Annotated in this window: 20 protein-coding genes; 11 read left to right on the top strand and 9 right to left on the bottom strand. The window is 70.3% G+C overall.

Annotated elements, in window-relative coordinates; all coding sequences use genetic code 11:
- The first annotated feature begins 115 nt into the window (after positions 1–115).
- The 4 genes from efeO to AB0N66_RS27120 are packed head-to-tail and all read left to right on the top strand — an operon-like array spanning position 116 to position 4,391.
- A complete protein-coding gene (gene efeO / locus AB0N66_RS27135) occupies positions 116–1,258 on the top strand; it encodes an iron uptake system protein EfeO (protein ID WP_365439754.1) in 1,143 nt (380 codons plus the stop codon).
- Positions 1,259–1,271: 13 nt separating this feature from the next.
- Positions 1,272–2,528 (top strand): iron uptake transporter deferrochelatase/peroxidase subunit, encoded by a 1,257-nt coding sequence (gene efeB / locus AB0N66_RS27130; protein WP_365439752.1) that lies wholly within the window; start codon positions 1,272–1,274, stop codon positions 2,526–2,528.
- Between the two features lie 2 nt (positions 2,529–2,530).
- On the top strand, positions 2,531–3,421 hold the full coding sequence (gene efeU / locus AB0N66_RS27125; RefSeq protein ID WP_365439750.1) for an iron uptake transporter permease EfeU: 891 nt from the start codon (positions 2,531–2,533) through the stop codon (positions 3,419–3,421).
- The gene (locus AB0N66_RS27120) at positions 3,369–4,391 is read left to right on the top strand and encodes a hypothetical protein (RefSeq protein WP_365439748.1); all 1,023 of its coding nucleotides are present in this window, start codon (positions 3,369–3,371) and stop codon (positions 4,389–4,391) included. Before efeU ends, AB0N66_RS27120 begins: the two co-directional genes overlap by 53 nt.
- Before the next feature lie 20 nt (positions 4,392–4,411).
- On the opposite strand, the gene AB0N66_RS27115 is transcribed toward AB0N66_RS27120, so the two are convergent.
- A complete protein-coding gene (locus AB0N66_RS27115) occupies positions 4,412–5,140 on the bottom strand; it encodes a bifunctional DNA primase/polymerase (protein ID WP_365439746.1) in 729 nt (242 codons plus the stop codon).
- Between the two features lie 177 nt (positions 5,141–5,317).
- On the bottom strand, positions 5,318–5,995 hold the full coding sequence (locus AB0N66_RS27110; RefSeq protein ID WP_365439744.1) for a TetR/AcrR family transcriptional regulator: 678 nt from the start codon (positions 5,993–5,995) through the stop codon (positions 5,318–5,320).
- 103 nt (positions 5,996–6,098) lie between these two features.
- On the opposite strand from AB0N66_RS27110, the gene AB0N66_RS27105 reads away from it, so the two are divergent.
- Complete coding sequence (locus AB0N66_RS27105) at positions 6,099–6,281, top strand: DUF6243 family protein (protein ID WP_365439742.1); 183 nt, start codon at positions 6,099–6,101, stop codon at positions 6,279–6,281.
- A gap of 27 nt (positions 6,282–6,308) precedes the next feature.
- On the opposite strand, the gene AB0N66_RS27100 is transcribed toward AB0N66_RS27105, so the two are convergent.
- The 3 genes from AB0N66_RS27100 to AB0N66_RS27090 all read right to left on the bottom strand — a co-directional run bounded on the left by AB0N66_RS27100 (position 6,309) and on the right by AB0N66_RS27090 (position 10,029).
- A complete protein-coding gene (locus AB0N66_RS27100; protein WP_365439740.1) occupies positions 6,309–7,292 on the bottom strand; it encodes a small ribosomal subunit Rsm22 family protein in 984 nt (327 codons plus the stop codon).
- Positions 7,293–7,453: 161 nt separating this feature from the next.
- Positions 7,454–8,626: a serine hydrolase domain-containing protein gene (locus AB0N66_RS27095; RefSeq protein WP_365439738.1), complete on the bottom strand. Its 1,173-nt coding sequence runs from the start codon at positions 8,624–8,626 to the stop codon at positions 7,454–7,456.
- Entirely contained in the window at positions 8,623–10,029 is a 1,407-nt protein-coding gene (locus tag AB0N66_RS27090) for a multidrug effflux MFS transporter (RefSeq protein ID WP_365439736.1), read from the bottom strand. The genes AB0N66_RS27095 and AB0N66_RS27090 overlap by 4 nt, the downstream gene beginning before the upstream one ends.
- Positions 10,030–10,148: 119 nt before the next feature.
- Between AB0N66_RS27090 and AB0N66_RS27085 the strand changes: the two genes are divergently transcribed.
- On the top strand, positions 10,149–11,150 hold the full coding sequence (locus AB0N66_RS27085; protein WP_365439735.1) for a Gfo/Idh/MocA family oxidoreductase: 1,002 nt from the start codon (positions 10,149–10,151) through the stop codon (positions 11,148–11,150).
- 69 nt (positions 11,151–11,219) lie between these two features.
- On the opposite strand, the gene AB0N66_RS27080 is transcribed toward AB0N66_RS27085, so the two are convergent.
- Entirely contained in the window at positions 11,220–12,866 is a 1,647-nt protein-coding gene (locus AB0N66_RS27080) for an alkaline phosphatase D family protein (protein ID WP_365439734.1), read from the bottom strand.
- A gap of 142 nt (positions 12,867–13,008) precedes the next feature.
- On the opposite strand from AB0N66_RS27080, the gene AB0N66_RS27075 reads away from it, so the two are divergent.
- A complete protein-coding gene (locus AB0N66_RS27075; RefSeq protein WP_365439732.1) occupies positions 13,009–13,767 on the top strand; it encodes an SDR family oxidoreductase in 759 nt (252 codons plus the stop codon).
- A 406-nt stretch (positions 13,768–14,173) separates the two neighbouring features.
- Here the strand turns inward: AB0N66_RS27075 and AB0N66_RS27070 are convergent, their stop codons facing one another.
- Positions 14,174–15,322, bottom strand: coding sequence for a serine hydrolase (locus AB0N66_RS27070; RefSeq protein ID WP_365439730.1), 1,149 nt, complete (start codon positions 15,320–15,322; stop codon positions 14,174–14,176).
- A gap of 399 nt (positions 15,323–15,721) precedes the next feature.
- Here AB0N66_RS27070 and AB0N66_RS27065 point away from each other — a divergent pair, with 399 nt between their 5' ends.
- Both AB0N66_RS27065 and AB0N66_RS27060 read left to right on the top strand, forming a co-directional pair.
- Positions 15,722–17,167, top strand: coding sequence for an ABC transporter permease (locus AB0N66_RS27065; RefSeq protein WP_365439728.1), 1,446 nt, complete (start codon positions 15,722–15,724; stop codon positions 17,165–17,167).
- A gap of 337 nt (positions 17,168–17,504) precedes the next feature.
- A complete protein-coding gene (locus tag AB0N66_RS27060) occupies positions 17,505–18,254 on the top strand; it encodes an ABC transporter ATP-binding protein (RefSeq protein WP_365439726.1) in 750 nt (249 codons plus the stop codon).
- A 30-nt stretch (positions 18,255–18,284) separates the two neighbouring features.
- Here AB0N66_RS27060 and AB0N66_RS27055 read toward each other — a convergent pair whose 3' ends face one another.
- Together AB0N66_RS27055 and AB0N66_RS27050 are read right to left on the bottom strand one after the other, a co-directional pair.
- Positions 18,285–19,277 carry an aldo/keto reductase gene (locus AB0N66_RS27055; RefSeq protein WP_365439724.1) on the bottom strand — a complete coding sequence of 331 codons (993 nt, stop codon included), beginning with the start codon at positions 19,275–19,277 and terminating at the stop codon, positions 18,285–18,287.
- A 126-nt stretch (positions 19,278–19,403) separates the two neighbouring features.
- A complete protein-coding gene (locus AB0N66_RS27050; protein WP_365439722.1) occupies positions 19,404–19,730 on the bottom strand; it encodes a nuclear transport factor 2 family protein in 327 nt (108 codons plus the stop codon).
- 178 nt (positions 19,731–19,908) lie between these two features.
- Here AB0N66_RS27050 and AB0N66_RS27045 point away from each other — a divergent pair, with 178 nt between their 5' ends.
- A complete protein-coding gene (locus tag AB0N66_RS27045; RefSeq protein ID WP_365439720.1) occupies positions 19,909–20,454 on the top strand; it encodes a DoxX family membrane protein in 546 nt (181 codons plus the stop codon).
- Positions 20,455–20,492: 38 nt separating this feature from the next.
- Positions 20,493–20,846: a MazG-like family protein gene (locus AB0N66_RS27040; protein WP_365439718.1), complete on the top strand. Its 354-nt coding sequence runs from the start codon at positions 20,493–20,495 to the stop codon at positions 20,844–20,846.
- The last annotated feature ends 60 nt before the right edge of the window (positions 20,847–20,906 follow it).

The raw sequence follows: 20,906 nt of genomic DNA, 5'->3' as shown, positions 1-20,906 counted from the left end.
GAGCTGAATCACTGAACGGACGGGTACCACTCAGGTAAGCCTCAGATAAGTTAGGTACGCCTCACCTCGATCTTTGCCGTTTCCGTGCACCCGCCGAGCCCCGCCTGGAGCCTTAATGCGTCCCGTCCGACTCTCCGTCGCCACAGCCGTCGCCGGCGCGGCGGTTCTGACCGCCGTCACGGGCTGCACCGAGAAGAGCGATGCGTCGAGCAGTGACAACCTCATCGAGGTGACCGCCACCGACTCCACGTGCGAGGTGTCCAAGACGGAGCTCCCCGCCGGGCACGTCAAGATCTCCGTGGAGAACAAGGGTTCCAAGGTGACCGAGGTCTACCTCCTTTTCCCGGACGACCGGATCGTCACCGAGCGCGAGAACATCGGCCCGGGCACCAAGCAGACGGTCACCGCCGAGGTGAAGGCCGGTGACTACCGGATCGCCTGCAAGCCGGGCATGAAGGGCGACGGCATCCGCCAGGACGTCAAGGTCACCGGCGGCACGGTCGCCAAGCGTGACCCGCGGCTCGACAAGGCCGTCGCCGCCTACCGCTCGTACGCGCAGGCACAGGCCGACGAGACGCTGCCCAAGGTCAAGGTCTTCACCGACGCCGTCAAGGCCGGCGATCTGGAGGCCGCGAAGAAAGCGTACGCGCCCTCGCGCATCGGCTGGGAGCGCACCGAGCCGGTCGCCGAGTCCTTCGGTGACATCGACCCGAAGGTCGACGTCCGCGCGAACGGCCTGGAGGACGGCCAGAAGTGGACCGGCTGGCACCGCCTGGAGAAGTCCCTCTGGCAGGACAAGAAGATCACCGCCGAGGACAAGACCCTCGCCGACCAGTTGGTCACGGACCTCACCGACTGGCAGAAGCGCGTCGGCAAGGCCGACATCACCCCGACCTCCATGGCCAACGGCGCCAAGGAACTCCTCGACGAGGTCGCCACCGGCAAGGTCACCGGCGAGGAGGAGCGCTACTCGCACACCGACCTGGTCGACTTCAAGGCCAACGTCGAGGGCGCGCAGGAGTCGTACACCCTCCTCAAGCCGGTCGCCACCGAGAACGACGCGGCGCTGACGAAGGAACTGGACAAGCAGTTCGCTGCGTTGAACACGCTGCTCGACAAGTACCGCGCGGACAAGACCTCCTACGAGTTCACCTCGTACGACAAGGTCGCCGACGCCGACCGCAAGGAGCTCTCGGACGCGGTCAACGCGCTCGCCGAGCCCCTGTCCAAGCTCGCCGCCGCCGTCGTCGTGAAGTAGTCGGGGGACCACCATGACGGACACCTCCACCGGTCCCACCCCCTCCCGGCGCTCGCTGATCGGCTGGGGCGGCGCGGGTCTCGCGCTCGGTGCCGCCGCTGCCGGTGGCGCGGTGGCGATGACCCGTACGGGCAGTGATGTGGAACCGGCCGCCGAGTCCGGCGCCGCGATCACCTTCCACGGAGCGAACCAGGCCGGCATCGCGACACCCGTGCAGGACCGGCTGCACTTCGCCGCGTTCGACGTGAAGACGGACGACCGCGCCGAGTTCGTCCAGCTCCTGAAGGACTGGACCGAGGCGGCGCGGCGGGTCACCACCGGGCAGGCGGTCGGCGAGGGTGCGTACGGCGGTCTCGCCGAGGCGCCGCCGGACGACACCGGTGAGGCGCTGGGCCTCAGTCCCTCGCGACTGACGCTGACGATCGGCTTCGGGCCTTCCCTGTTCGAGAAGTTCGACCTGGCGGACCAGCGTCCGGAAGCCCTCGTCGACCTGCCGAAGTTCGCGGGCGAGAACCTGGACAGGAACCGCAGCGGCGGCGACCTGTGTGTCCAGGCGTGCGCGGACGACCCGCAGGTCGCGGTGCACGCGATCCGCAACCTCGCCCGGATCGGCTTCGGCAAGGTCGTGATGCGCTGGTCCCAGCTGGGCTTCGGCAAGACCTCGTCGACGACGCCGGACGCGCAGACCCCTCGTAACCTCATGGGCTTCAAGGACGGCACCCGCAACATCGCGGGGACGGAGACCGACCGGCTGAAGAAGTTCGTGTGGGTGAGTGAGGGGGACGCGAAGGACGGTGCGGCCTGGATGACCGGGGGCTCGTACCTCGTCGCCCGGCGGATCCGGATGAACATCGAGACCTGGGACCGGACTTCGCTCCAGGAGCAGGAGGACATCTTCGGCCGCGACAAGGCCGAGGGCGCCCCCGTCGGCAAGGCGAAGGAGCGCGACGAGCCGTTCCTGAAGGCGATGAAGCCCGACGCGCACGTACGGCTCGCGCACCCCGACTCCAACCACGGGGCGACGCTCCTGCGCCGCGGCTACTCCTTCACCGACGGCACGGACAGCCTCGGCCGTCTGGAGGCGGGCCTGTTCTTCCTCGCGTACCAGCGCGATGTGCGCACCGGCTTCATCCCGGTGCAGCGCAGCCTGTCCATCGACACGCTCAACGAGTACATCCAGCACGTGGGTTCGGCGATCTTCGCGATCCCACCGGGCGTCCGGGACAAGGACGACTGGTGGGGCCGGGCGCTGTTCTCCAAGGAGGCGTAGCCGTGTTCGCGAACTATCTGATCGGCCTGCGCGAGGGTCTCGAAGCCAGCCTGGTCGTCTGCATCCTCATCGCCTACCTGGTGAAGACCGAGCACCGCGAGGCTCTGCGGCCGATCTGGATCGGCATCTCCGTCGCGGTGCTGATCTCGCTCGGCTTCGGCTTCGGCCTGGAGTTCGGCTCGCAGGAGATGACGTTCAAGGCGCAGGAGGCGCTCGGCGGTTCGCTGTCGATCGTGGCCGTGGGCCTGGTGACCTGGATGGTCTTCTGGATGCGCCGCACGGCACGGCATCTGAAGGCGGAGCTGCACGGCAAGCTGGACTCGGCGCTGCTCATGGGCACGGGGGCGCTGGTGGCCACGGCGTTCCTGGCGGTCGGCCGGGAGGGCCTGGAGACCTCGCTGTTCGTGTGGACGTCGGTGCACGCGGCCGGTTCCGAGGACGGCACGTTCAAGCCGCTGCTCGGCGCGCTGCTCGGTCTGGCCACGGCGGTGGTGCTCGGCTGGCTGTTCTACCGGGGCGCGCTGCGCATCAACCTGGCCAAGTTCTTCACCTGGACCGGCGGCATGCTGGTCGTCGTCGCCGCGGGCGTGCTGGCGTACGGCTTCCATGATCTCCAGGAGGCCGACTTCCTGCCGGGCCTGACGAACAAGGCGTTCGACATCAGCGGCGCCATCCCGCCGGACAGTTGGTACGGCACACTCCTCAAGGGAGTCTTCAACTTCCAGCCCGACCCGACCGTCCTCCAGGTCACGGTGTGGGCGCTGTATCTGATCCCGACGCTCGCGATTTTCCTTGCCCCGGTAGGGTTCGCCTCCGGGAAGGGGAAGGTGAAGACGCCTGATGAGCAGGGATCGCAGGGTTCGCGGGGATCGCAGCACTCGAAGACTCCGTAGTCGCAGTCAATTCGCCCTGGCAACGGGTGCGGTGACGGTTCTGTCCATGACGGCGAGCGGCTGCATGGTGGTGCACGGGGAGCGGGAGATCGTGCCGGCGGCGACCCGGACGGAGGCCGCCCGCGCGCTCAACGACTTCACCACCGCGTACAACAAGGCGGACAAGGCGTACGACCGCTCGCTGGACGCCGGCCTTGTCACCGGCCCGCTCGCCGACATCGACGGCGCGAAGCTGGACGCCGGGCACGAGAACAGCCCGGCCGGCAACCCGGCGCATGCTCCGCTGGAGCTGACCGACGCGAAGTTCACCATCCCCGAGAAGGCGGGCTGGCCGCGCTGGTTCCTGGCCGACGCCCAGGCCAACAAGGGCGCGGACGACACCCGTTGGCTGCTGGTGTTCACCCGGGGCAGCGCGAACGACGTGTGGGAGACCTCGTATCTGACCGTCCTCGCCACCGACGACGTACCGGAGTTCGAGACGGACAGGGACGGCTGGGCGCAGCCGGTCGGCGCGGACGACGCGGCCCTCGCGGTCGAGCCGGACAAACTGGGCCAGGCGTACACGACTTACCTGGCGAGCGGCGGCAACACCTTCGCGCCCGGTGCGCACACCACCGAGTGGCGGGCCCTGCGCGAGAAGAATGCCAGCAAGCCGGGCCTCGCCCGGCAGTACGTCGACGAGCCGCTCAACTCCGGCGACTACGCCCCCGTCGGGCTGCGCACCAAGGACGGCAACGCGCTGGTGTTCTTCACCACCCGCCACTACGAGAAGCAGACCGTCGCTCAGGGCGTCGACATCAACGTCACCGACGTGAACATCAAGGCCTTGATGACCGGCGAGGTGAAGCAGTCCCTCACGCTGGAGTTCGTCTCCAACGAGGCGGTCCTCGACCCGGCGAAGGGGTCGGGGGACCAGCAGGTGGAGTTCCTGAGCCGGGTGCAGGGGCTGACAGGGGCGAAGGGCGAGTAGTCCCAGTCCCTTGTGGGGGTTCAGCCCCGGTGGGGCCAGGCCGCCAACTGGTCCGAACCGTCTCCCACGTAGCGGGCACAGGCGTCGGTCAGCATTTCGAGGATGGTGAGCGGATCCGGCAGGGGATGCTCGGGGCCTCGTACCCAGTCGACCGTCAGGTCACCGGGGAGCTGGGCCGGCGGCACGAGGACGTACGACCCGCGACAGTGCCAGCGCAGTCCCGGGTGCTCGTCCATCGTCTCGGGGTGGCAGTCCAGCTCGCAGGGCCACCACTCGTCCGGGTCCTCGGGCGTGCCGCGGGTGGCCGTGAAGAAGAGCATGCGGTCGGCGCCGGACTGGGCGACGGGTCCGACCTCGATCCCGGAGGCCAGCAGCCGCTCCAGTGCCTCGCGGCCTGCTTCGAGCGGCACGTCGAGGACGTCGTGCACCATGCCGGTCGCGGTGATGAAGTTGGCCTGCGGCTGGTGCCGGGCCCATCGCTCGATCTGGGCGCGGTCGGTGGTGGACTGGGTCTGCCAGGCGAAGGAGATGGGGTGGCGCGCGGGGGTGGGACAGCCGACGCGGTCACAGGAACACCGGTACCCGGAGGGGTACGCGGCCTGCGCGAGCGGCAGTCCTGCGGCGGCAGCGGCGAGCAGCAGGGCCTCACGCCCGCTGCCGTCGTCGGCGGTCTCCTTGGGGCGGCGGCCACGCAGCCACTGGGAGATCCTGCCCTGCGCGCCGGAGCGGCTGCCGAACTCTGCGCTCATGTATCGCCTCGCCTAGCCGTAGTGGCCACATCTTGCGGCTCGCCCTATGGTCCCACCATCCTGCGCCCCGGGTGGCCAGAGCTGACATCCGGGGTGGGTGGGGGCGATGCGCCTGCGGCAGGAATCAGGGACCTTCGCGTATTTTGGTGTGATTTATCTCGCCGTCCCGGTGGCTGTTCAACGCGGAACTAGGCCATGGAGGGCGTATTCGACGAGGGCGTCCGTGTAGGCGTAGGTGATCGGGCCGGTGCGCTGGAGCCAGCGCTGGGCGAGCGGGGAGACCCAGAGTTCCAGGGCGATGCGCGGGTCGATGTCCTGGCGGACCTGACCGACGTCCTGGGCGGAGCGCAGCCGCTTCACGTACAGCTGGAGCTGGGGTTCGAGGAGCTTGGTCACGAACTCGACGCCCACCTCCTTGTTGACGACACCCTCGGCGGCCAGCGCGCGCGAGGGGATCTCGAACTTGGGGTCGAGGAGCTCGTCGACGGTGGCCCGCAGGACCAGCTTGAGGTCGGCCTCCAGATCACCGGTGTCCGGAATCTCGTACGCCGCCTGCTCCCCCAGGATCTCGGGCCGGGCCGCGGCCTCCGCCGCCTGGGCGCTGAGGTCGATGAACGCCTCGAGCAGCACCTCGGCCTTCGACGACCACCAGCGGTAGATCGTCTGCTTGCCGACGCCCGCGCGGGCGGCGATGCCCTCGATGGTGGTCTTCGGGTAACCGACCTCGCTGACGAGGGCGAGGGCGGCATCGTAGATCGCGCGGCGGGACCTCTCGCTGCGGCGGGTGGAGTCGGGGGTGGGCTTACCCGAGGGCGGGGTGGGCTTTCCCGGGGACCCGGGGGGCTTCTGGACCATGGGGCGAATTTACCAGGTTGACAAGACGATGCGTCTCGCTGGACAGTGGTAGGGGTATAGCGAGACGAATCGTCTCGCCGTGAACCGAAGAGGGAGACCCGAGATGAGCCGAGGCGGAAACATGCTGGGCGTCGGCGGAGGCCGCAGCAACCTGGGCCGCAAGGCGCTGCGCGGCGGAGGCCGCGGCAACCAGGTCGGCGTGGGCCAGGACCCGCAGGCCCAGAAGCGTGAACTGCTGCGCAAGCTGCAGGAAGACCGCCGCAGGGCGGAGGAGGAGGGGAGTTAGCCCTCCTGGGTCGCCGGCGAAGCGGAGTCAGTCCCCCTGGGACGGCGGCCAGGCGTCGCCCCAGTCCGCGTCGCGGGCCGCCTTGTACAGGAGCCCGTGGCGCTTGGTGACCGTTTCCCGGCGGAGGGCGGGCTCGGTCTCGCACAGGTCCAGAAGCACCTGCCCCTTGCGGATCTGCGGCTTGCGGACGACGCGGGACGGGGCCGGTACCGGCGGGAAGCGGGTCGCGGCGACATAGCTGAACTTCTCGTCCTCGTACGGCAGGGAGCCGCCCTTGACCTGGCGGTGCAGGGAGGAACGGCTGACCCGGGCCGAGAAGTGGCACCAGTCCTCGCCGGGGACGATGGGGCAGCCCGCGCTGTGCGGACAGGGTGCGGCGATCCGGAACCCGGCGCCGGTCAGGCGGTCGCGGGCCTCGATGACACGGGCGTAGCCGTCGGGGGTGCCCGGCTCGATGATCACGACGGCCTGGGCGGCGGACGCGGCGGCGTCGACGACGCGGGTCCGGTCGGCGTCGGTCAGTTCACCCAGGACATAGGAGACGGTGACGAGATCAGTGCTCTCGATGGTGAGCGCTGCTCCGATACGAGAGCGGTGCCACTCGGCGGACTTCAACTCCGGGTTCGCCGCGGCGATTTCCCGGCCCAGCGCGAGCGCCGGTTCCGCCCAGTCGAGCACCGTGACCGGACGCGTGCCCTCCCAGGTCGCGTTCACCGCCCAGGTCGCCGCGCCGGTGCCGCCGCCGACGTCCACGTGGCTGTTCGGCGCCCACCCCGGGGCCGCGTCCGCGAACGCGTCCAGGGCCGTGCGTACCGCCTCGAACGTCGCGGGCATCCGGTACGCGGCGTACGCGACCACGTCCGAGCGGTCGCGGAGGATCGGGGTGTGTGTCGGGGTGCGACCCCGGTAGTTCGCGATCAGTCGCTCCACCGACTGCGCGGCCACCTTCGGGGGGAGGCCGTCGAGAAGGCCGGCGAGGGCGGTGCGGAGGGTATCGGCGGGGGCGGTCACGTCGTGATTCTACGGTTGGCGGGGCAGGGGGTCGGTTTCTCGCCCCCTCCGCCCAGTTTCAGCCCGTCCGGCGTTTGAGGACGAGGCCGTTCAGGCCGAAGCGGGGGTCTGGGGGCGCAGCCCCCAGGAACGGGACGGGCAGGGGCGGAGGGGGCGAAGAACTACCCGCCCCCAGCCCCCCGAACCGCCCGGGCCACCCGGCTCCCCGCCGCCGCCCGCGGCCCGTTGTCGGCCGGCCGGCGCCGGGGATGGACCGTGTTCGCCAGCAGCACCAGGAAGGTGTCAGTCGCCTGGTCGAGTACCAGCGACGTCCCCGTGAACCCCGTATGGCCCGCGGCCCCGCGCCCCGCAAGGTCACCCATGAACCAGGACTGGTCGAGGGCGAAGCCGAGGCCGGGCGGCGTGAGCATGAGCTCGACGAAGTCGGGGCCGAGGATGCGGGCGGGGCCGTAGGAACCGCCCGCGAGGAGGGTCCGGCAGAAGATGGCGAGGTCGCGGCCCGTGGAGAAGAGGCCTGCGTGGCCCGCCACACCACCGAGGGCCCAGGCGTTCTCGTCGTGGACGACACCCCGCAGCATGCCCCGATCGGCCTTGGCCCACGGCCACCGCTGATCCTCGGTGGCCGCCGCGCCGGGACAGGGCCCGAAGCACGTGGACGTCATCCCGAGCGGCCGGGTGATCCCGTCGCGCACGAGGACGTCCAGCGTGCGCCCCGTGATGCGCTCAAGGACGTGCTGGAGGAGGAGCAGGTTCACGTCCGAGTAGACGTACTCCCCCGGCTCCGACTCGGGCGCCTCCGCACGGAGCATCGCGAGCCGCGCCCGGTCGTCCGCGCAGTCGTACAGCGGGACTTCGGGCCGCATCCCGGAGGTGTGGGTGAGCAACTGCCTTACGGTCACGCCGTGTTCGACGGCCGCCCGGAAGTCCGGCAGATACGCGCCGACGCGCGCGTCGATGCCGAGCGTGCCCCGCTCCAGCTGCTGCACGGCGGCGACCGCGGTGAACAGTTTGGTGAGGGAGGCCAGGTCGAAGGGTGTGTGGACGGTCGCGGGCACCCGTGTCCCGGGCGGCAGTTCGACCCCCGTCTCCGTCTCGCCGTCGTACGAGGCGTAGCGGACCGCCCACCCCGCCGCCTCCTCGACGGCGATGACCGGGCCGCGCCCGGCGACCAGGACGAGGCCCGCCGCCCAGGGGTCCGCCCCGCTGGTGAGCGCGCGGACCTCCCGTACGAGGTGCTTCAGTTCTCCGGAGTCGAGCCCGGCCCGTTCCGGTGAGTCGATGCGCAGTCTCGGCGCGCTCAGCTGTCCCCCGCCTTTCCGTCCGATGTACGTCATCCCCCGCTCTCGGCTCCGATCGAGCGGGGGGGCCGCCATTGCCAGGGACGGCACAGTCCCACGAAGCAGGCGGCGGCCACCAGTACCGCCGCCAGTTGGACGACGGCCATCGGGACGGCCGTGTGCTCCCCGGCGATGCCGACGAGGGGCGAGGCGATCGCGCCGATGAGGAAGGAGGAAGTACCCAGGAGCGCGGAAGCGGAACCCGCGGCGTGCCTGACCCGCATCAGGGCCATCGCCTGGGTGTTGGGCATGGCCACGCCCATCGCGGACATCAGCACGAACAGCGCGGCGGCGACCGGAACGAGCCCGGCCTCGCCGAAGACGCCCGTGGACATCAGCAGCAGCGCGGTCGCGGCGAGCGTGACGACCGCCAGGCCGACGGCGAGAACCTTTTCGAGACTGACGCGGCCGACCAGGATCCTGCCGTTGATCTGGCCGACGATCACCAGGCCGACGGAGTTGACGCCGAAGAGCAGGCTGAAGGTCTGCGGGGAGGCGCCGTAGATCTCCTGGATCACGAAGGGCGAGGCGGCGATGTACGCGAACAGCGCGGCGAAGGTGAACCCGCCCGTGAGCATGTAACCGGTGAAGACCCGGTCGGCCAGCAGTCCGCGCATCGCACGCAGCGCCTCGCCCACGCCGCCGCTGTGCCGCTCGGCGGGCGCGAGGGTCTCGGGCAGCCGGAACCAGACGACCGCCGTCAGCGCGATGCCGACCACCGTGAGGACCATGAAGACGCCCCGCCAGTCGGTGATCCGCAGGATCTGCCCGCCGATGAGCGGCGCGATGATCGGGGCGACGCCGGAGATCAGCATGAGCGAGGAGAAGAAGCGGGCCATCTCCACGCCGTCGTACAGATCGCGGACGACCGCCCGCGCGATGACGATTCCGGCCGCGCCCGCGAGGCCCTGGGCGAGGCGGAAGGTGACGAGGAGTTCGATGTTCGGGGCGGTGGCGCACACCGCGGTGGCCAGGATGTAGATGAGCAGGCCCACGAGCAGCGGCCTGCGCCGTCCCCACCGGTCGCTCATCGGACCGACGACCAGCTGCCCGAGCGCCATGCCCGCGAGGCAGGCGGTGAGGGTGAGCTGCACGGTCGCGGCCGGGGCGTGCAGGGACTTGGTGACCTCCGGCAGCGAGGGGAGGTACATGTCCATCGCCAGCGGGGGTGTGGCGGTGAGCCCGCCGAGGATCAGGGTGACGAGGAGTCCGGTGCGGCGGAGGGCGGCGGTGCCCCGTACGCCTGACGCCGCGGCGACGGGAGTCTTATCGGCGAGCGCTGTCTTCGCAGCGACCGCTGTGTTCGCGGCGACCGCTGTGTTCGGTATGTGCCCCGCCGGGCCTGCCTCGCGGCCCTCCCGGTCTTGCTGTCCCCGCGCGGTACGGCCACGCTCGGGCATGCGCCCCTCCCTCTCCGAGTGATCCGCCGCCTATGCTCTCAGTTCGAACAGCGTGTTCGGGGCCATAGAGGCCGCAGGGACCGCAGAGGTCGCAGAGGTCACAGAGCGAGGGGCCGGAGATGGCAGTGGATCGCGTGCGGTGGGGAATTCTGGCGACGGGCGGGATCGCCGCGGCGTTCACGGCGGACCTGGTGGACCTGCCGGACGCCGAGGTGGTGGCCGTGGCCTCGCGGACGGACGCCTCGGCGAAGGCGTTCGCGGAACGGTTCGGGATTCCGAAGGCGTACGGGGACTGGGCATCGCTCGCCGAGGACGCGGACGTGGACGTGGTGTACGTCGCCACTCCGCACTCGGCGCACCGGGCCGCGGCCGGGATGTGCCTGGAGGCGGGGCGCCATGTGCTGTGCGAGAAGGCGTTCACGCTGAACTCGCGGGAGGCGGAGGAGCTGGTCGCGCTCGCGCGTCGGCACGACCGTTTCCTGATGGAAGCCATGTGGACGTACTGCAATCCGCTGATCCGGCGCCTCAAGGCACTCGTCGAGGACGGTGTGGTCGGTGAAGTGCGCACCGTGCAGGCCGATTTCGGGATTTCCGGGCCCTTCCCGCCCTCGCACCGGCTGCGTGACCCGGCGCAGGGCGGTGGCGCGCTCCTCGATCTGGGTGTCTATCCGGTGTCGTTCGCGCAGCTGCTGCTCGGGGAGCCCTCGGATGTTGTCGCGAGTGCAGTGCTCTCCGACGAGGGCATTGATCTCCAGACCGGAGCAGTGCTCTCCTTCGAGAGCGGCGCTCTCGCTTCGGTGCACTGCTCTCTCACCGGCGGCACCCCCATCGCCGCCTCGGTCACCGGCTCCGAGGGCCGCATCGACATCCCGAACGGTTTCTTCTCCGCGGACCGCTTCGTCGTGCACCGCGACGGCCGCGACCCCGAGGAGTTCACGGCCGACCCGGCACACGGCCCCCGCAACAGCCTCAAGCACGAGGCCGCCGAGGTCATGCGCGCCCTGCGGGCCGGTGAGACCGAGTCCCCGCTGGTCCCCCTCGACGGCACCCTCGCCGTGATGCGGACGCTCGACGCGATCCGGGACCGCATCGGCGTCCGCTATCCCTCAGAGGCGAACTGACTCGGCACCGAGCCGAGCCGCAGCCGAACCGACCGGAGCCGAGCCGGCCGGATCCCAACCGACCGGAGATCAGGCGGGCTTCAACCCCTGCTCCCCCACCTCCGTGACGAACGAAGCGGCGGTGCCGATCGGCGCGCCCGGCGTCGTCACCGCGGACACCGTCTTGAAGTCCGCCCGCGCCGCGTCCCGCCCCAGCTCGACCGTCACATAGCCGCGCCGCCCGTTGTAGAACTTCATGTGCGGGTTCGCCCCGGTGTAGGTGTCCCAGGTGGACGGCTTGTCGGCGCCGTCCCTGCCGCTGGAGATCGACGTGGCGACGATCTCCGTGCCGAGCGTCGCCGACGCCGGGTCGTCGAAGTCGTCCTTGACGTCGTAGGCGTACGCCACGTGCACATCGCCGGTGAGCACCATCAGGTTCTCGATCCCGGCCGCCTTCGCCCCGTCGAGGATGCGCCGGCGTGAGGCGCGGTAGCCGTCCCAGGAGTCCATCGACAGTCTGGCGACCGGGGCGATGTCCAACTTCCGCTGGGCGAAGTTGACTTGCTGCGGGACGACGTTCCACAGCGCTCGCGAGCCGCGCCAGCCGTCGAGCAGCCACCGTTCCTGCGTCTCGCCGGTCATCGTGCGCGCCGGGTCGTCGATCTCGGGGCCGGGGAGGTCGAGTCCGTCGCCGTAGGCCTGGTCGGAGCGGTACTGGCGGGTGTCGAGGATGTCGAACTGGGCGAGCCGGCCCCAGTGCCGCCGCCGGTAGAGCTGCATGTCGGGCCCGGCCGGCTGCTGCGGGCGGCGCAGCGGCTGGTTCTCCCAGTAGGCGCGGTACGCGGCGGCGCGGCGCAGCAGGAACTCCTCCGGCGGTACGTCGTTCTCGGGGATGTCGTCGGCGTAGTTGTTCTCGGTCTCGTGGTCGTCCCAGGTGACGACGAAGGGGTGCGCGGCGTGCGCGGCGCGCAGGTCCGGGTCGGACTTGTAGAGGGCGTACCGCAGGCGGTAGTCCTCCAGAGTCAGGGTCTCGTGGTTGAAGACGGCGGGGACGACCCGGTCGGTGTAGTTGCGGTAGCCGCCGACGGAGTTGACCGCGTACTCGTACAGATAGTCGCCGAGGTGGAAGACCATATCGACGTCGTCCTCGGCGAGATGGCCGTACGCGGTGAAGTAGCCGTCGGTGTAGGCCTGGCAGGAGACGGCGGCGAACTTGAGGCCGGACACCTGGGCGTGGGTGGCGGGCGCCGTGCGTGTGCGGCCCGTCTCGCTGATCCAACTGCCGGTCCGGAAGCGGTAGTAGAAGACCCGGTCGGCGGCGAGGTTGCCGACCTCGACGTGCACGGTGTGGTCGAACTCGGGGTGTGCGGTGGCCGTGCCACGTCTGACGATCCGGCGGAAGCGGTCGTCGTGGGCCAACTCCCAGTGCACGGTGACGCGTTCGGCCGGCAGACCGCCGTCGGGCTGGTACGGGGCGGGTGCGAGCCGCGTCCACAGGAGGACGGAGCCGGGCAGCGGGTCGCCCGAGGCGACCCCGAGTGTGAAGGGGTCTTCGGTGATCTTCGACGCGTCGAGTTCGGCGGCGCTCGCCACGCCCGCGGTCGGCAGGTTGACGGCGAACGCGACGGCGGCGGCCGCCGCGGTGTGGGTGAGGAAGCGGCGGCGGCCGATGTGGCGGGCGACGGCGCGGAGTTCGGGGGCGTGCTGAGACGGATGCTTGTGGGCTGCGGATGTCATCTGGCCCTCCCCTGACAGTGGTTGCCTGCCATTGGAGTGGCCGCGATCAACGTCAGCTTGGCGCGTACACAACAGGAGAGTGGCGGACGCGTGAGTTCCGCATGACGGACGCCGTCCGAAGCCTCCCGTACGCTGCGGGGCCATGAACGCCATGCAAACGAAGATCGCGGTGGTCACCGGAGCAGGATCCGGCATCGGCCGCGCCGTGGCCGTGGAACTGCTGCGCACCGGCTGGTCCGTGTCGCTCGCCGGACGCCGGCCACAGACCCTGGAGGAGACGGCCGCCCTCGTCCCCGGGGCGCCCTCGATCGCCGTACGGACCGACGTCGCACGGCCCGACGACGTCGCGGCCCTCTTCGCCGCCGTGCACGACCGCTTCGGAAGGCTCGATCTGCTCTTCAACAACGCCGGTACGTTCGGGCCCGGCGGCGTGCCGTTCGAAGAGCTGCCGTACGAGGCCTGGAAGCACGTCGTGGACACCAACCTCAACGGTGCGTTCCTGTGCGCGCAGGCGGCGTACCGGCAGATGAAGGGGCAGGACCCGCAGGGCGGCCGGATCATCAACAACGGTTCGATCTCCGCCCACACACCGCGCCCGCAGTCGGCGGCGTACACCGCGACCAAGCACGCGCTGACCGGACTCACCAAGTCGCTGTCCCTGGACGGGCGTCCGTACCGGATCGCCTGCGGTCAGATCGACATCGGCAACGCGGCGACCGACATGACCGAGCGGATGCGAACCGGAACCCTCCAGGCGAACGGGGAGACGGCGGTCGAACCGGTGATGGACGTGGCCGATGTGGCACGCACCGTGCGGCACATGGCGGAGCTGCCCCTGGAGGCGAACGTGCAGTTCGCGACGGTACTGGCGACGGCGATGCCGTACGTGGGGCGTGGCTGAGACGGCCGCCCGAGCCCCGCGCCCGCCTCGTCACCTCCTCAACCTGCACAAGCGGAAGCTGAACCTCCGGCCCATAAAGGCCGGTGGCGGGCTTATGCTCAGCATCTCCTCCATCAGAGCTTCACACTTGGAGCGCAAGACTTCGGTACGACCACGGTGCACACCACGGTCCACACCGAGGGGGGAGGAGCAGCCGTCTGCGGCCCGGGTGGGGGCGGATCTCGCGCGGGACCGCGGGGTATGCACCGGGCCGCAGACGGCTGCACCGCACATACGCTGGTCAGCGGCGGCGGCTAGCGCCCCCGGATCGCACACGTGCCCGGTCAGCGGCAGTGGTCGCCACCCCCGACCACACATGTGCCGGTCAACGGCAGTGGTTACAGCCCCCGCACCGCACACGTGCCGATCAGCGACGGTGGTCGCCGCCCCCGGACCCGCGTCCACGGTTACGCAGGGCGAACGCGCCGCCCGCGAGCAGCACCACCGCTCCCCCGGCCTCGCCCGCCATCCCCCACGACGATTTTTTCGCGGCACCGGTACGGGAACCGGAAGCGCCTGCCGCCCCCTGCCGCGCGGGCGTCGCGCTCGCGCCGCCCGCGCCGAGCGGCTCGACCAGCGTCCCCACGGACTTGGCGTTCGCGCCCTCCCCGAACCCCCAGTCGAGCAGCGCGGCCGTCTCCTCGTAGACGCCACCGCCGCCGCTCTTCGGATGCAGAACGGTGACGAGGAGGGTCCGCCCGTCGCGGGTCGCCGCGCCGGTGAAGGTGTTTCCGGCGTTGCTCGTGTATCCGTTCTTGACACCGATCAGGCCGTCGTACGCCGCCACGCCGTCCGCGCCCGTCAGCAGCCGGTCGGTGTTCTGGATCTGGAAGGTCTTCTTGCCACCGGCCGGGAAGTCGGCGGTCTTCGTCGAGCAGTAGGCGCGGAAGTCGGCGTCGGCGAGGCCGTGCCGGGCGAAGAGCGTCAGGTCGTACGCCGACGACAGCTGACCCTCGTGGTCGAAGCCGTCGGGGCTGACCACCTTGGTGTCCAGGGCCTGCAGGTCCTCGGCCTTGGCCTGCATCTGCGCGACCGTCTCGTCGACGCCGCCGTTCATGTGGCTGAGCACGTGCACCGCGTCGTTGCCCGAGCGCAGGAAGACGCCGAGCCACAACTCCTCGACGGTGTACGTGATTCCGGCCCGGACGCCGACGAGGCTGGAGCCGGAGGGGATGCCCGCCAGGTCGGCGGCGGTCACCGTGTGCTTCTCGGTCCGCTCGAATCTGTCCAGCACCGTGCCGGCGAACAGCATCTTCAGGGTGGACGCGGGCGCGAGGCGCCGGTGCGCGTTGTACGAGGCGAGCACCTCGCCGCTGTCGTGGTCCGCGACGAGCCAGGCGCGGGCGGTGAGCCGCTCGGGCAGGCCCGAGGCGCCGCTCACCTGGACGCCGCCGCGGGCGAGCCGCTCACCGCCGATCGTGGTCGCGGCAGAAGCCGGGGCGGCCGCGGCAAGCGGGACGGCTGCCGCGGCGAGGCCGAGGGCGGCGCGACGGGAGAGCCGGGAGGAAGCACGCATCCTGGGACCGTACAAAGGCGGTCTGTGACACCGCACGGCGGGGTGACAAAGGAAATCCACCGCGCTTCCAAAGGGAGCGCAAAGGCGGCACGCGGGAGCGCGGCGGCGGCATGTGCGCGACATGCCGAAAAAGGCGCGGACCCGCCCCGTACACCCATCCACCGTCCCACCGGGAGATACATACCGGGCGGGCCCGCCGTTCTTCACCAAGAACCCACTCAACAGGCACTACCTGGCAGTGAGCCCTAGGGAACTTAGGAATCAGCTGTCTGATGAAATATTGATATCGGGCTTCATATTCTCAGCTCTTACACATCCCTTACTCAGCATGACTCAAAGCTTCCGTCCATAGCTTGTGGCCGCGCCCACAGCGGGCGCCAAGAACCTTTGAGGAACGGGATGTTTGGCATCTATCTCAAGCGTGAGCTGAGCCGGCGCAAGAAGGCGGCCATGGTCATCGCCCTGGGTCTGGCGCTCGGTATTGCGCTGGTCATCACCGTCAACTCGGTGTCGGCCGGCATGACGCAGGCCCAGGACAAGGTCCTGACGTCGCTGTACGGGCTCGGCACCGACATGACCGTCACCAAGGCCCAGGCAGCACCCACGGACAGCGCGTCGGGCAGGCCCCGGTTCGAGTTCGACGCGGGCTCCGACAGCAGCGACACCCAGAGTTCGGACCGCGTGATGCCGCAGGGCGGGCAGGCGCTCAAGGCCTCCCTCGTCACCGAGGTCGCCGGTCAGACAGGCGTGGCCGACGCGGTCGGCGCGCTCAGCCTGAACGTCACCAAGGTCGACGGCTCCTTCACCCAGGGCACGGCGGAGTCGGCAGCGCCGGCACCCTCGGGCCAGGGCCAGGGCGGCGGCGGGGGCGGCGGCACCGGCCGCGTCCAGGGCGGCGGCGCCAACTTCGACGTGAACTCGTACTCCGTCGCGGGCGTCGACGTCACCAACCAGGACCTCGGTCCGCTCGCCACGTCGAAGATCACCTCGGGCACCACCTTCACGACGGCGCAGACCAACTCGAAGGTCGCGGTGGTCAGCGCGTCGTACGCCAAGGAGAACGAGCTCACAACCGCCAAGACGATCACGATCTCCGACACCAAGTACGACATCATCGGCATCGCGACGCCTGACAGCAGCGAGAGCACGACCGACGTCTACCTGCCGCTGAAGCAGGCACAGACGCTGGGCGACTCGGCCGACGAGGTCACCACCATCTACGTCACCGCGACCGACTCGAAGCAGATCGACACGGTCAAGGCGACCATCCAGAAGAACATCTCGGGTACGACGGTCACCACCTCCGCCGACCTCGCGGACACCGTCTCGGGTTCGCTGTCCACGGCCTCCAACCTCGCGACCAGCGTGGGCAAGTGGCTCTCCATCGCGGTGCTCATCGCCGCGTTCCTGGTGGCGGCTCTGCTCACCTCCTCCGCCGTCTCCCGCCGGGTACGTGAGTTCGGCACCCTCAAGGCGCTCGGCTGGCCGTCCCGCAAGGTGACCCGGCAGGTCGTCGGCGAGTCCATCGTGAACGGTCTGATCGGCGGCGCGCTCGGCATCGCCATCGGCGTCGGCGCGGCGTACGCGGTGACGGCGATCAGCCCGACGCTGACCGCGGAGCTCGGCTCCACGGGCGGCGCGGGTGGCGGCGGTGGTCGCGGTGGCGGCGGCGCCCAGCAGGCGGCGTCCAACACCATGGAGATCGCGCTCTCCGCGCCGGTCTCGCTGACCACCATCGCGCTCGCGGCGGGCCTGGCCATCGCCGGCGGTCTGATCGCCGGTGCGATGGGCGGCTGGCGCGCCTCCCGGATGCGGCCGGCGGACGCGCTGCGCAGCGTTCAGTAACAGGCCCTCGGGCAACCGGCCTTCGGGTCGGCCCCCTAGGCCCTGTCGTCAAATTCCCTCCCCCACTGCCTTAAGGGCGTGGGAGGTGCCCCCAGCCTCGCGACGCCATGCACGCAACTCTCGCCGCACCGGGCACAGACCCAAGTACATCCAGTACGAGGGCCAATGCCCGGCACGCCGAGAGCACGCACCTGACGCCGCCAGGCCCGCCCTCCGGGCGGACGACGGGAATTTGACGACAGGACCTAGAGCTGGGGCGCCGCGTCCGTTCCCCCGGGTCGCGGCGCCCCGCCCCCCTTTCCTCACCTCACCTGGCTGCTTCATCTTCGGAGAACTCATGTACAAGCTCACTGGCGTCACCAAGCGCTACACGCGGGGCAAGGACACGGTGGAGGCGCTGCGTGGCATCGACCTCACCATCGAGGACGGCGACCAGCTCGTCATCCAGGGCCCCACGGGCGGCGGCAAGTCGACACTGCTGCAGATGATCGGCGGTCTTGACCGCCCCACCTCCGGCAGCGTCGAGCTGGACGGCGTGGACCTCGCCTCCATCAGCGAGGCCAAGCTGACCCGGCTGCGCGCCGAGAAGATCGGCATCATCTTCCAGTCGTTCAACCTCATCCCGACGCTGACCGCGCAGGAGAACGTCGAGACGGCGCTCGTGCCGCTCGGCGTGAAGCCCAAGGAGCGGCGCGAGCGGGCCGCCGAGGCACTGACCTCCGTCGGTCTCGGCGACCGTCTGGCCCATGCGCCGTCGGAGCTGTCCGGCGGCCAGCAGCAGCGTGTCGCCATCGCGCGCGCCCTGGTCAAGAAGCCGAAGGTGCTCCTCGCCGACGAGCCGACCGGCAACCTCGACGAGGGCACCCGCGACGACATCATGGGCCTGCTCGACGGGCTGTGGCACGAGTACGGGCTGACCTTCATCATGGTCACCCACGACTCCTCCATCGCCCGCCGCGCGCCGCGCCTGGCGATCATCAAGAAGGGGCAGATCTCGCTGAAGGAGCAGGGCGGAAAGGACCAGGCCGGAAAGGCCCGGCATGCTGCTCCGGCTCCCGCTCCCGCCCCTCAGCAGTTCGCCCAGTAACGGTAGCCATACGGCGGTTCCTGGGGCCGTTCACCGTCCGAGAACCCGGTCGACCTCGGTCAACTGCTCGGCGGTGAGCGGCCCTTCGGCGATCGCGCCCGCGTTCTCCTCGGCCTGGGCGACCGAGCGGAAACCGGGGATCGGGACGGTGTGCGGGCTGCGCGCCCAGATCCAGGCGAGGGCGCCCTGCGCGAGCGTACGGCCGTTGCTGGTGAGGATGTCCCTGAGGGCGTCGACCCTGGCGAGCCAGTCCGGGTCGGCGCCGCTGCTCTCGTTGAAGCCCGGCAGCCAGGCGGGAGGCGCGTTGCGGATGTCGCCCGCTTCGAGGGTGCGCCCCGGCGCGTGCTTCCCGGTCAGCAGACCCATCGCGAGCGGACTCCGGTTGATGCTCGCGAGGTTCAACTCCTCGCAGAGCGCCAGGAGTTCGGGGGCGTCCTGGAGGATGTTCAGACAGTGCTGCACGGCCGCACAGTGCTCGCCCGCCGCGAAGACGGCCGCCCGCTCGGGGTCGTCGGTGCTCCAGGCGTACGCGCGGATCAGCCCCTCCCTCACGAACTCCTCGCAGGTGTCGCGGAGTTGGGCGGCGCGGTCCGGGTCGGCGTCGGAGATGTGCAGTTGGTAGAGGTCGACGTAGTCGGTGTTCAGGCGGCGCAGTGAGGCGGTCAGCGCGCGGCGGGCGTACGCCGGGGAGTCGTCGCTCCCGAGGGCGAGGCGGCGTTCCTCGTCGATCACGTTGCCCCACTTGGTGGCGACGACCACATCGGCGCGGCGCTTGCCGAGAGCGCGCGCGAGAACCCGCTCGCTGTGCCCGGTGCCGTACGCGTCGGCGGTGTCGAAGAACGTCACGCCGAGGTCGAGGGCGCGGCGTACGGCCCGTACGGACTCCTCGTCGTCGACCTTGCCCCAGCCCAGGGGCTGCCCGTCAGGGGTCGCCCACTCGCCGCCGATGGCCCAGCAGCCGAAGCCGAGGGGGCTGACCTCGATACCGCTGCGGCCCAGTGTCCTGTACTCGGTGGTCTCCATACCTGTGGACGCTAGGAGTTGGAGTGCACGCGAAGGCAAGACCCGGGCCGTGGGTTGTGACGGTCAAGCCCCAGTCCGCGGGTTATGACTGGCCCGTGGGTAGTGACGGTCAGGGCCGGAGAGGCCCTACGCCTGGCCCGTCTCGAAGCGGGAGATCCTGCCGCCGTCGTCGACGGTGAAGCTCCACCTCGTCTTCATCTCGCCCCAGGTGTCGTTGCTGTAGCGGGCGATGAGGGAACGGCCGCCCTTGGACTCGTTGTCGACGTCCATGTGGCCGCGCGAGGAGAAGATCTCCCGGTCGGTCCAGTCGGCGAGGTCACGGTCGGAACCGTCGTCGGACATGGTGGCGCCCGGGGCGAGGAGGGCCTGGAAGGCGTCGCGGTCGTGGGCGTTCACAGCGGTGACGAACGCCCGGACGGCCGGGTCGCTGAGTTTGGCTACCTGAATCGTCATGGCAGCCAGACTCACACCGCTGTCCGGGGGCCGCCACCCGAACGGCGGCGCGGGCGCGTCGGGTGAACGTGATCGGTGCGACGGTGGAAGCCCCTTTCCGTACTTTCCGTCCGTTCCGCTCGTTCGTCCGTTCCGCTCGTTCGTCCGTTCCGCTCGTTCGTCCGTTCCGGGAGTCATCGTGACCTGTCTCGACCGACGTGATCTAGGACTGCTGCTGCTCCGCCTGGGCACGGGCGGCGTGCTGGCCGCGCACGGGGCGCAGAAGCTGTTCGGCTGGTTCGGCGGGGGCGGGCTCGAAGGCACCGGGGCAGCCATGGAGTCCATGGGCTACACGCCGGGGAAGACGAGTGCGACGGCGGCGGGCCTCGCCGAGGCGGGCGGCGGCACCCTGCTGGCGCTGGGCCTCGCGACACCCGCCGCGGGGGCGGCGGCGGCCGGCGCGATGGCGGGCGCGGCGGCGGTGCACATGCCGAACGGGTTCTTCGCGTACGGCGGCGGCTACGAGTACGCGGCGAGCCTCGGCCTGACGGCGGCGGGCCTGGCCGTGACAGGACCCGGCAGGCTCTCCCTCGACCATGTGCTGGGGCACGCGGTGAACCGCGGCTGGATGGTGCCGACCGCGCTGGGCGTGACGGCGGCGGTCACCGCGGTGATCGTGGGCGCGCGGAACCACCGGGTGCGGAAGGCCGCGGAGGGCGAGCAGGAGACGCTGTTCGACGAGTAGGGGTCCGGCCGCGGCTCCCAGGATGGGAGGCTGCTCGCATGGCTGACCGCGCTGCTGAAGATGAAGACGACGTCGTCTGGGACTCGATCGACCGCCTGCACACCTGGCTTGACACCAACCAGGCCCTCGCCGGGCGGGAGTCGCTGCTTCTGCGGATGCTGAAACTCTCGGAGGAGGTCGGCGAGGTCGCGCAGGCGGTGATCGGCGTGACCGGGCAGAACCCCCGCAAGGGCACGAGCCACACCTGGGACGACGTACGGTCCGAACTCTGCGACGTGGTCATCACGGCCTTGGTGGCCCTGCGCACCCTGGCTCCGGACGCCCGCGAGGTCTTCACCGCCCACCTGGCCGAGGTCACGGAGCGCTCACTCGGCCCGACCCGAACGCCCTGATCCACGCAGCAGACCGTGCGAACGGTGCCCTGCCCGTGCGGCACCCGTGCGGCACACTGA

The sequence above is a fragment of the Streptomyces sp. NPDC093544 genome (assembly GCF_040683495.1).
Taxonomy (GTDB): Bacteria; Actinomycetota; Actinomycetes; order Streptomycetales; family Streptomycetaceae; genus Streptomyces.
The sequence above is the reverse complement of the archived record's forward strand: the minus strand, read 5'-3'. Positions and strand labels throughout refer to the sequence as shown.

Bases quoted from the DNA above. Each gene is read 5' to 3' on its own strand.
- efeO (WP_365439754.1), top strand. From the start codon at position 116: ATGCGTCCCGTCCGACTCTCCGTCGCCACAGCCGTCGCCGGCGCGGCG.
- efeB (WP_365439752.1), top strand. From the start codon at position 1,272: ATGACGGACACCTCCACCGGTCCCACCCCCTCCCGGCGCTCGCTGATC.
- AB0N66_RS27120 (WP_365439748.1), top strand. From the start codon at position 3,369: ATGAGCAGGGATCGCAGGGTTCGCGGGGATCGCAGCACTCGAAGACTC.
- AB0N66_RS27115 (WP_365439746.1), bottom strand. From the start codon at position 5,140: ATGAGCGCAGAGTTCGGCAGCCGCTCCGGCGCGCAGGGCAGGATCTCC.
- AB0N66_RS27110 (WP_365439744.1), bottom strand. From the start codon at position 5,995: ATGGTCCAGAAGCCCCCCGGGTCCCCGGGAAAGCCCACCCCGCCCTCG.
- AB0N66_RS27105 (WP_365439742.1), top strand. From the start codon at position 6,099: ATGAGCCGAGGCGGAAACATGCTGGGCGTCGGCGGAGGCCGCAGCAAC.
- AB0N66_RS27095 (WP_365439738.1), bottom strand. From the start codon at position 8,626: ATGACGTACATCGGACGGAAAGGCGGGGGACAGCTGAGCGCGCCGAGA.
- AB0N66_RS27090 (WP_365439736.1), bottom strand. From the start codon at position 10,029: ATGCCCGAGCGTGGCCGTACCGCGCGGGGACAGCAAGACCGGGAGGGC.
- AB0N66_RS27085 (WP_365439735.1), top strand. From the start codon at position 10,149: ATGGCAGTGGATCGCGTGCGGTGGGGAATTCTGGCGACGGGCGGGATC.
- AB0N66_RS27080 (WP_365439734.1), bottom strand. From the start codon at position 12,866: ATGACATCCGCAGCCCACAAGCATCCGTCTCAGCACGCCCCCGAACTC.
- AB0N66_RS27075 (WP_365439732.1), top strand. From the start codon at position 13,009: ATGAACGCCATGCAAACGAAGATCGCGGTGGTCACCGGAGCAGGATCC.
- AB0N66_RS27070 (WP_365439730.1), bottom strand. From the start codon at position 15,322: ATGCGTGCTTCCTCCCGGCTCTCCCGTCGCGCCGCCCTCGGCCTCGCC.
- AB0N66_RS27065 (WP_365439728.1), top strand. From the start codon at position 15,722: ATGTTTGGCATCTATCTCAAGCGTGAGCTGAGCCGGCGCAAGAAGGCG.
- AB0N66_RS27060 (WP_365439726.1), top strand. From the start codon at position 17,505: ATGTACAAGCTCACTGGCGTCACCAAGCGCTACACGCGGGGCAAGGAC.
- AB0N66_RS27055 (WP_365439724.1), bottom strand. From the start codon at position 19,277: ATGGAGACCACCGAGTACAGGACACTGGGCCGCAGCGGTATCGAGGTC.
- AB0N66_RS27050 (WP_365439722.1), bottom strand. From the start codon at position 19,730: ATGACGATTCAGGTAGCCAAACTCAGCGACCCGGCCGTCCGGGCGTTC.
- AB0N66_RS27040 (WP_365439718.1), top strand. From the start codon at position 20,493: ATGGCTGACCGCGCTGCTGAAGATGAAGACGACGTCGTCTGGGACTCG.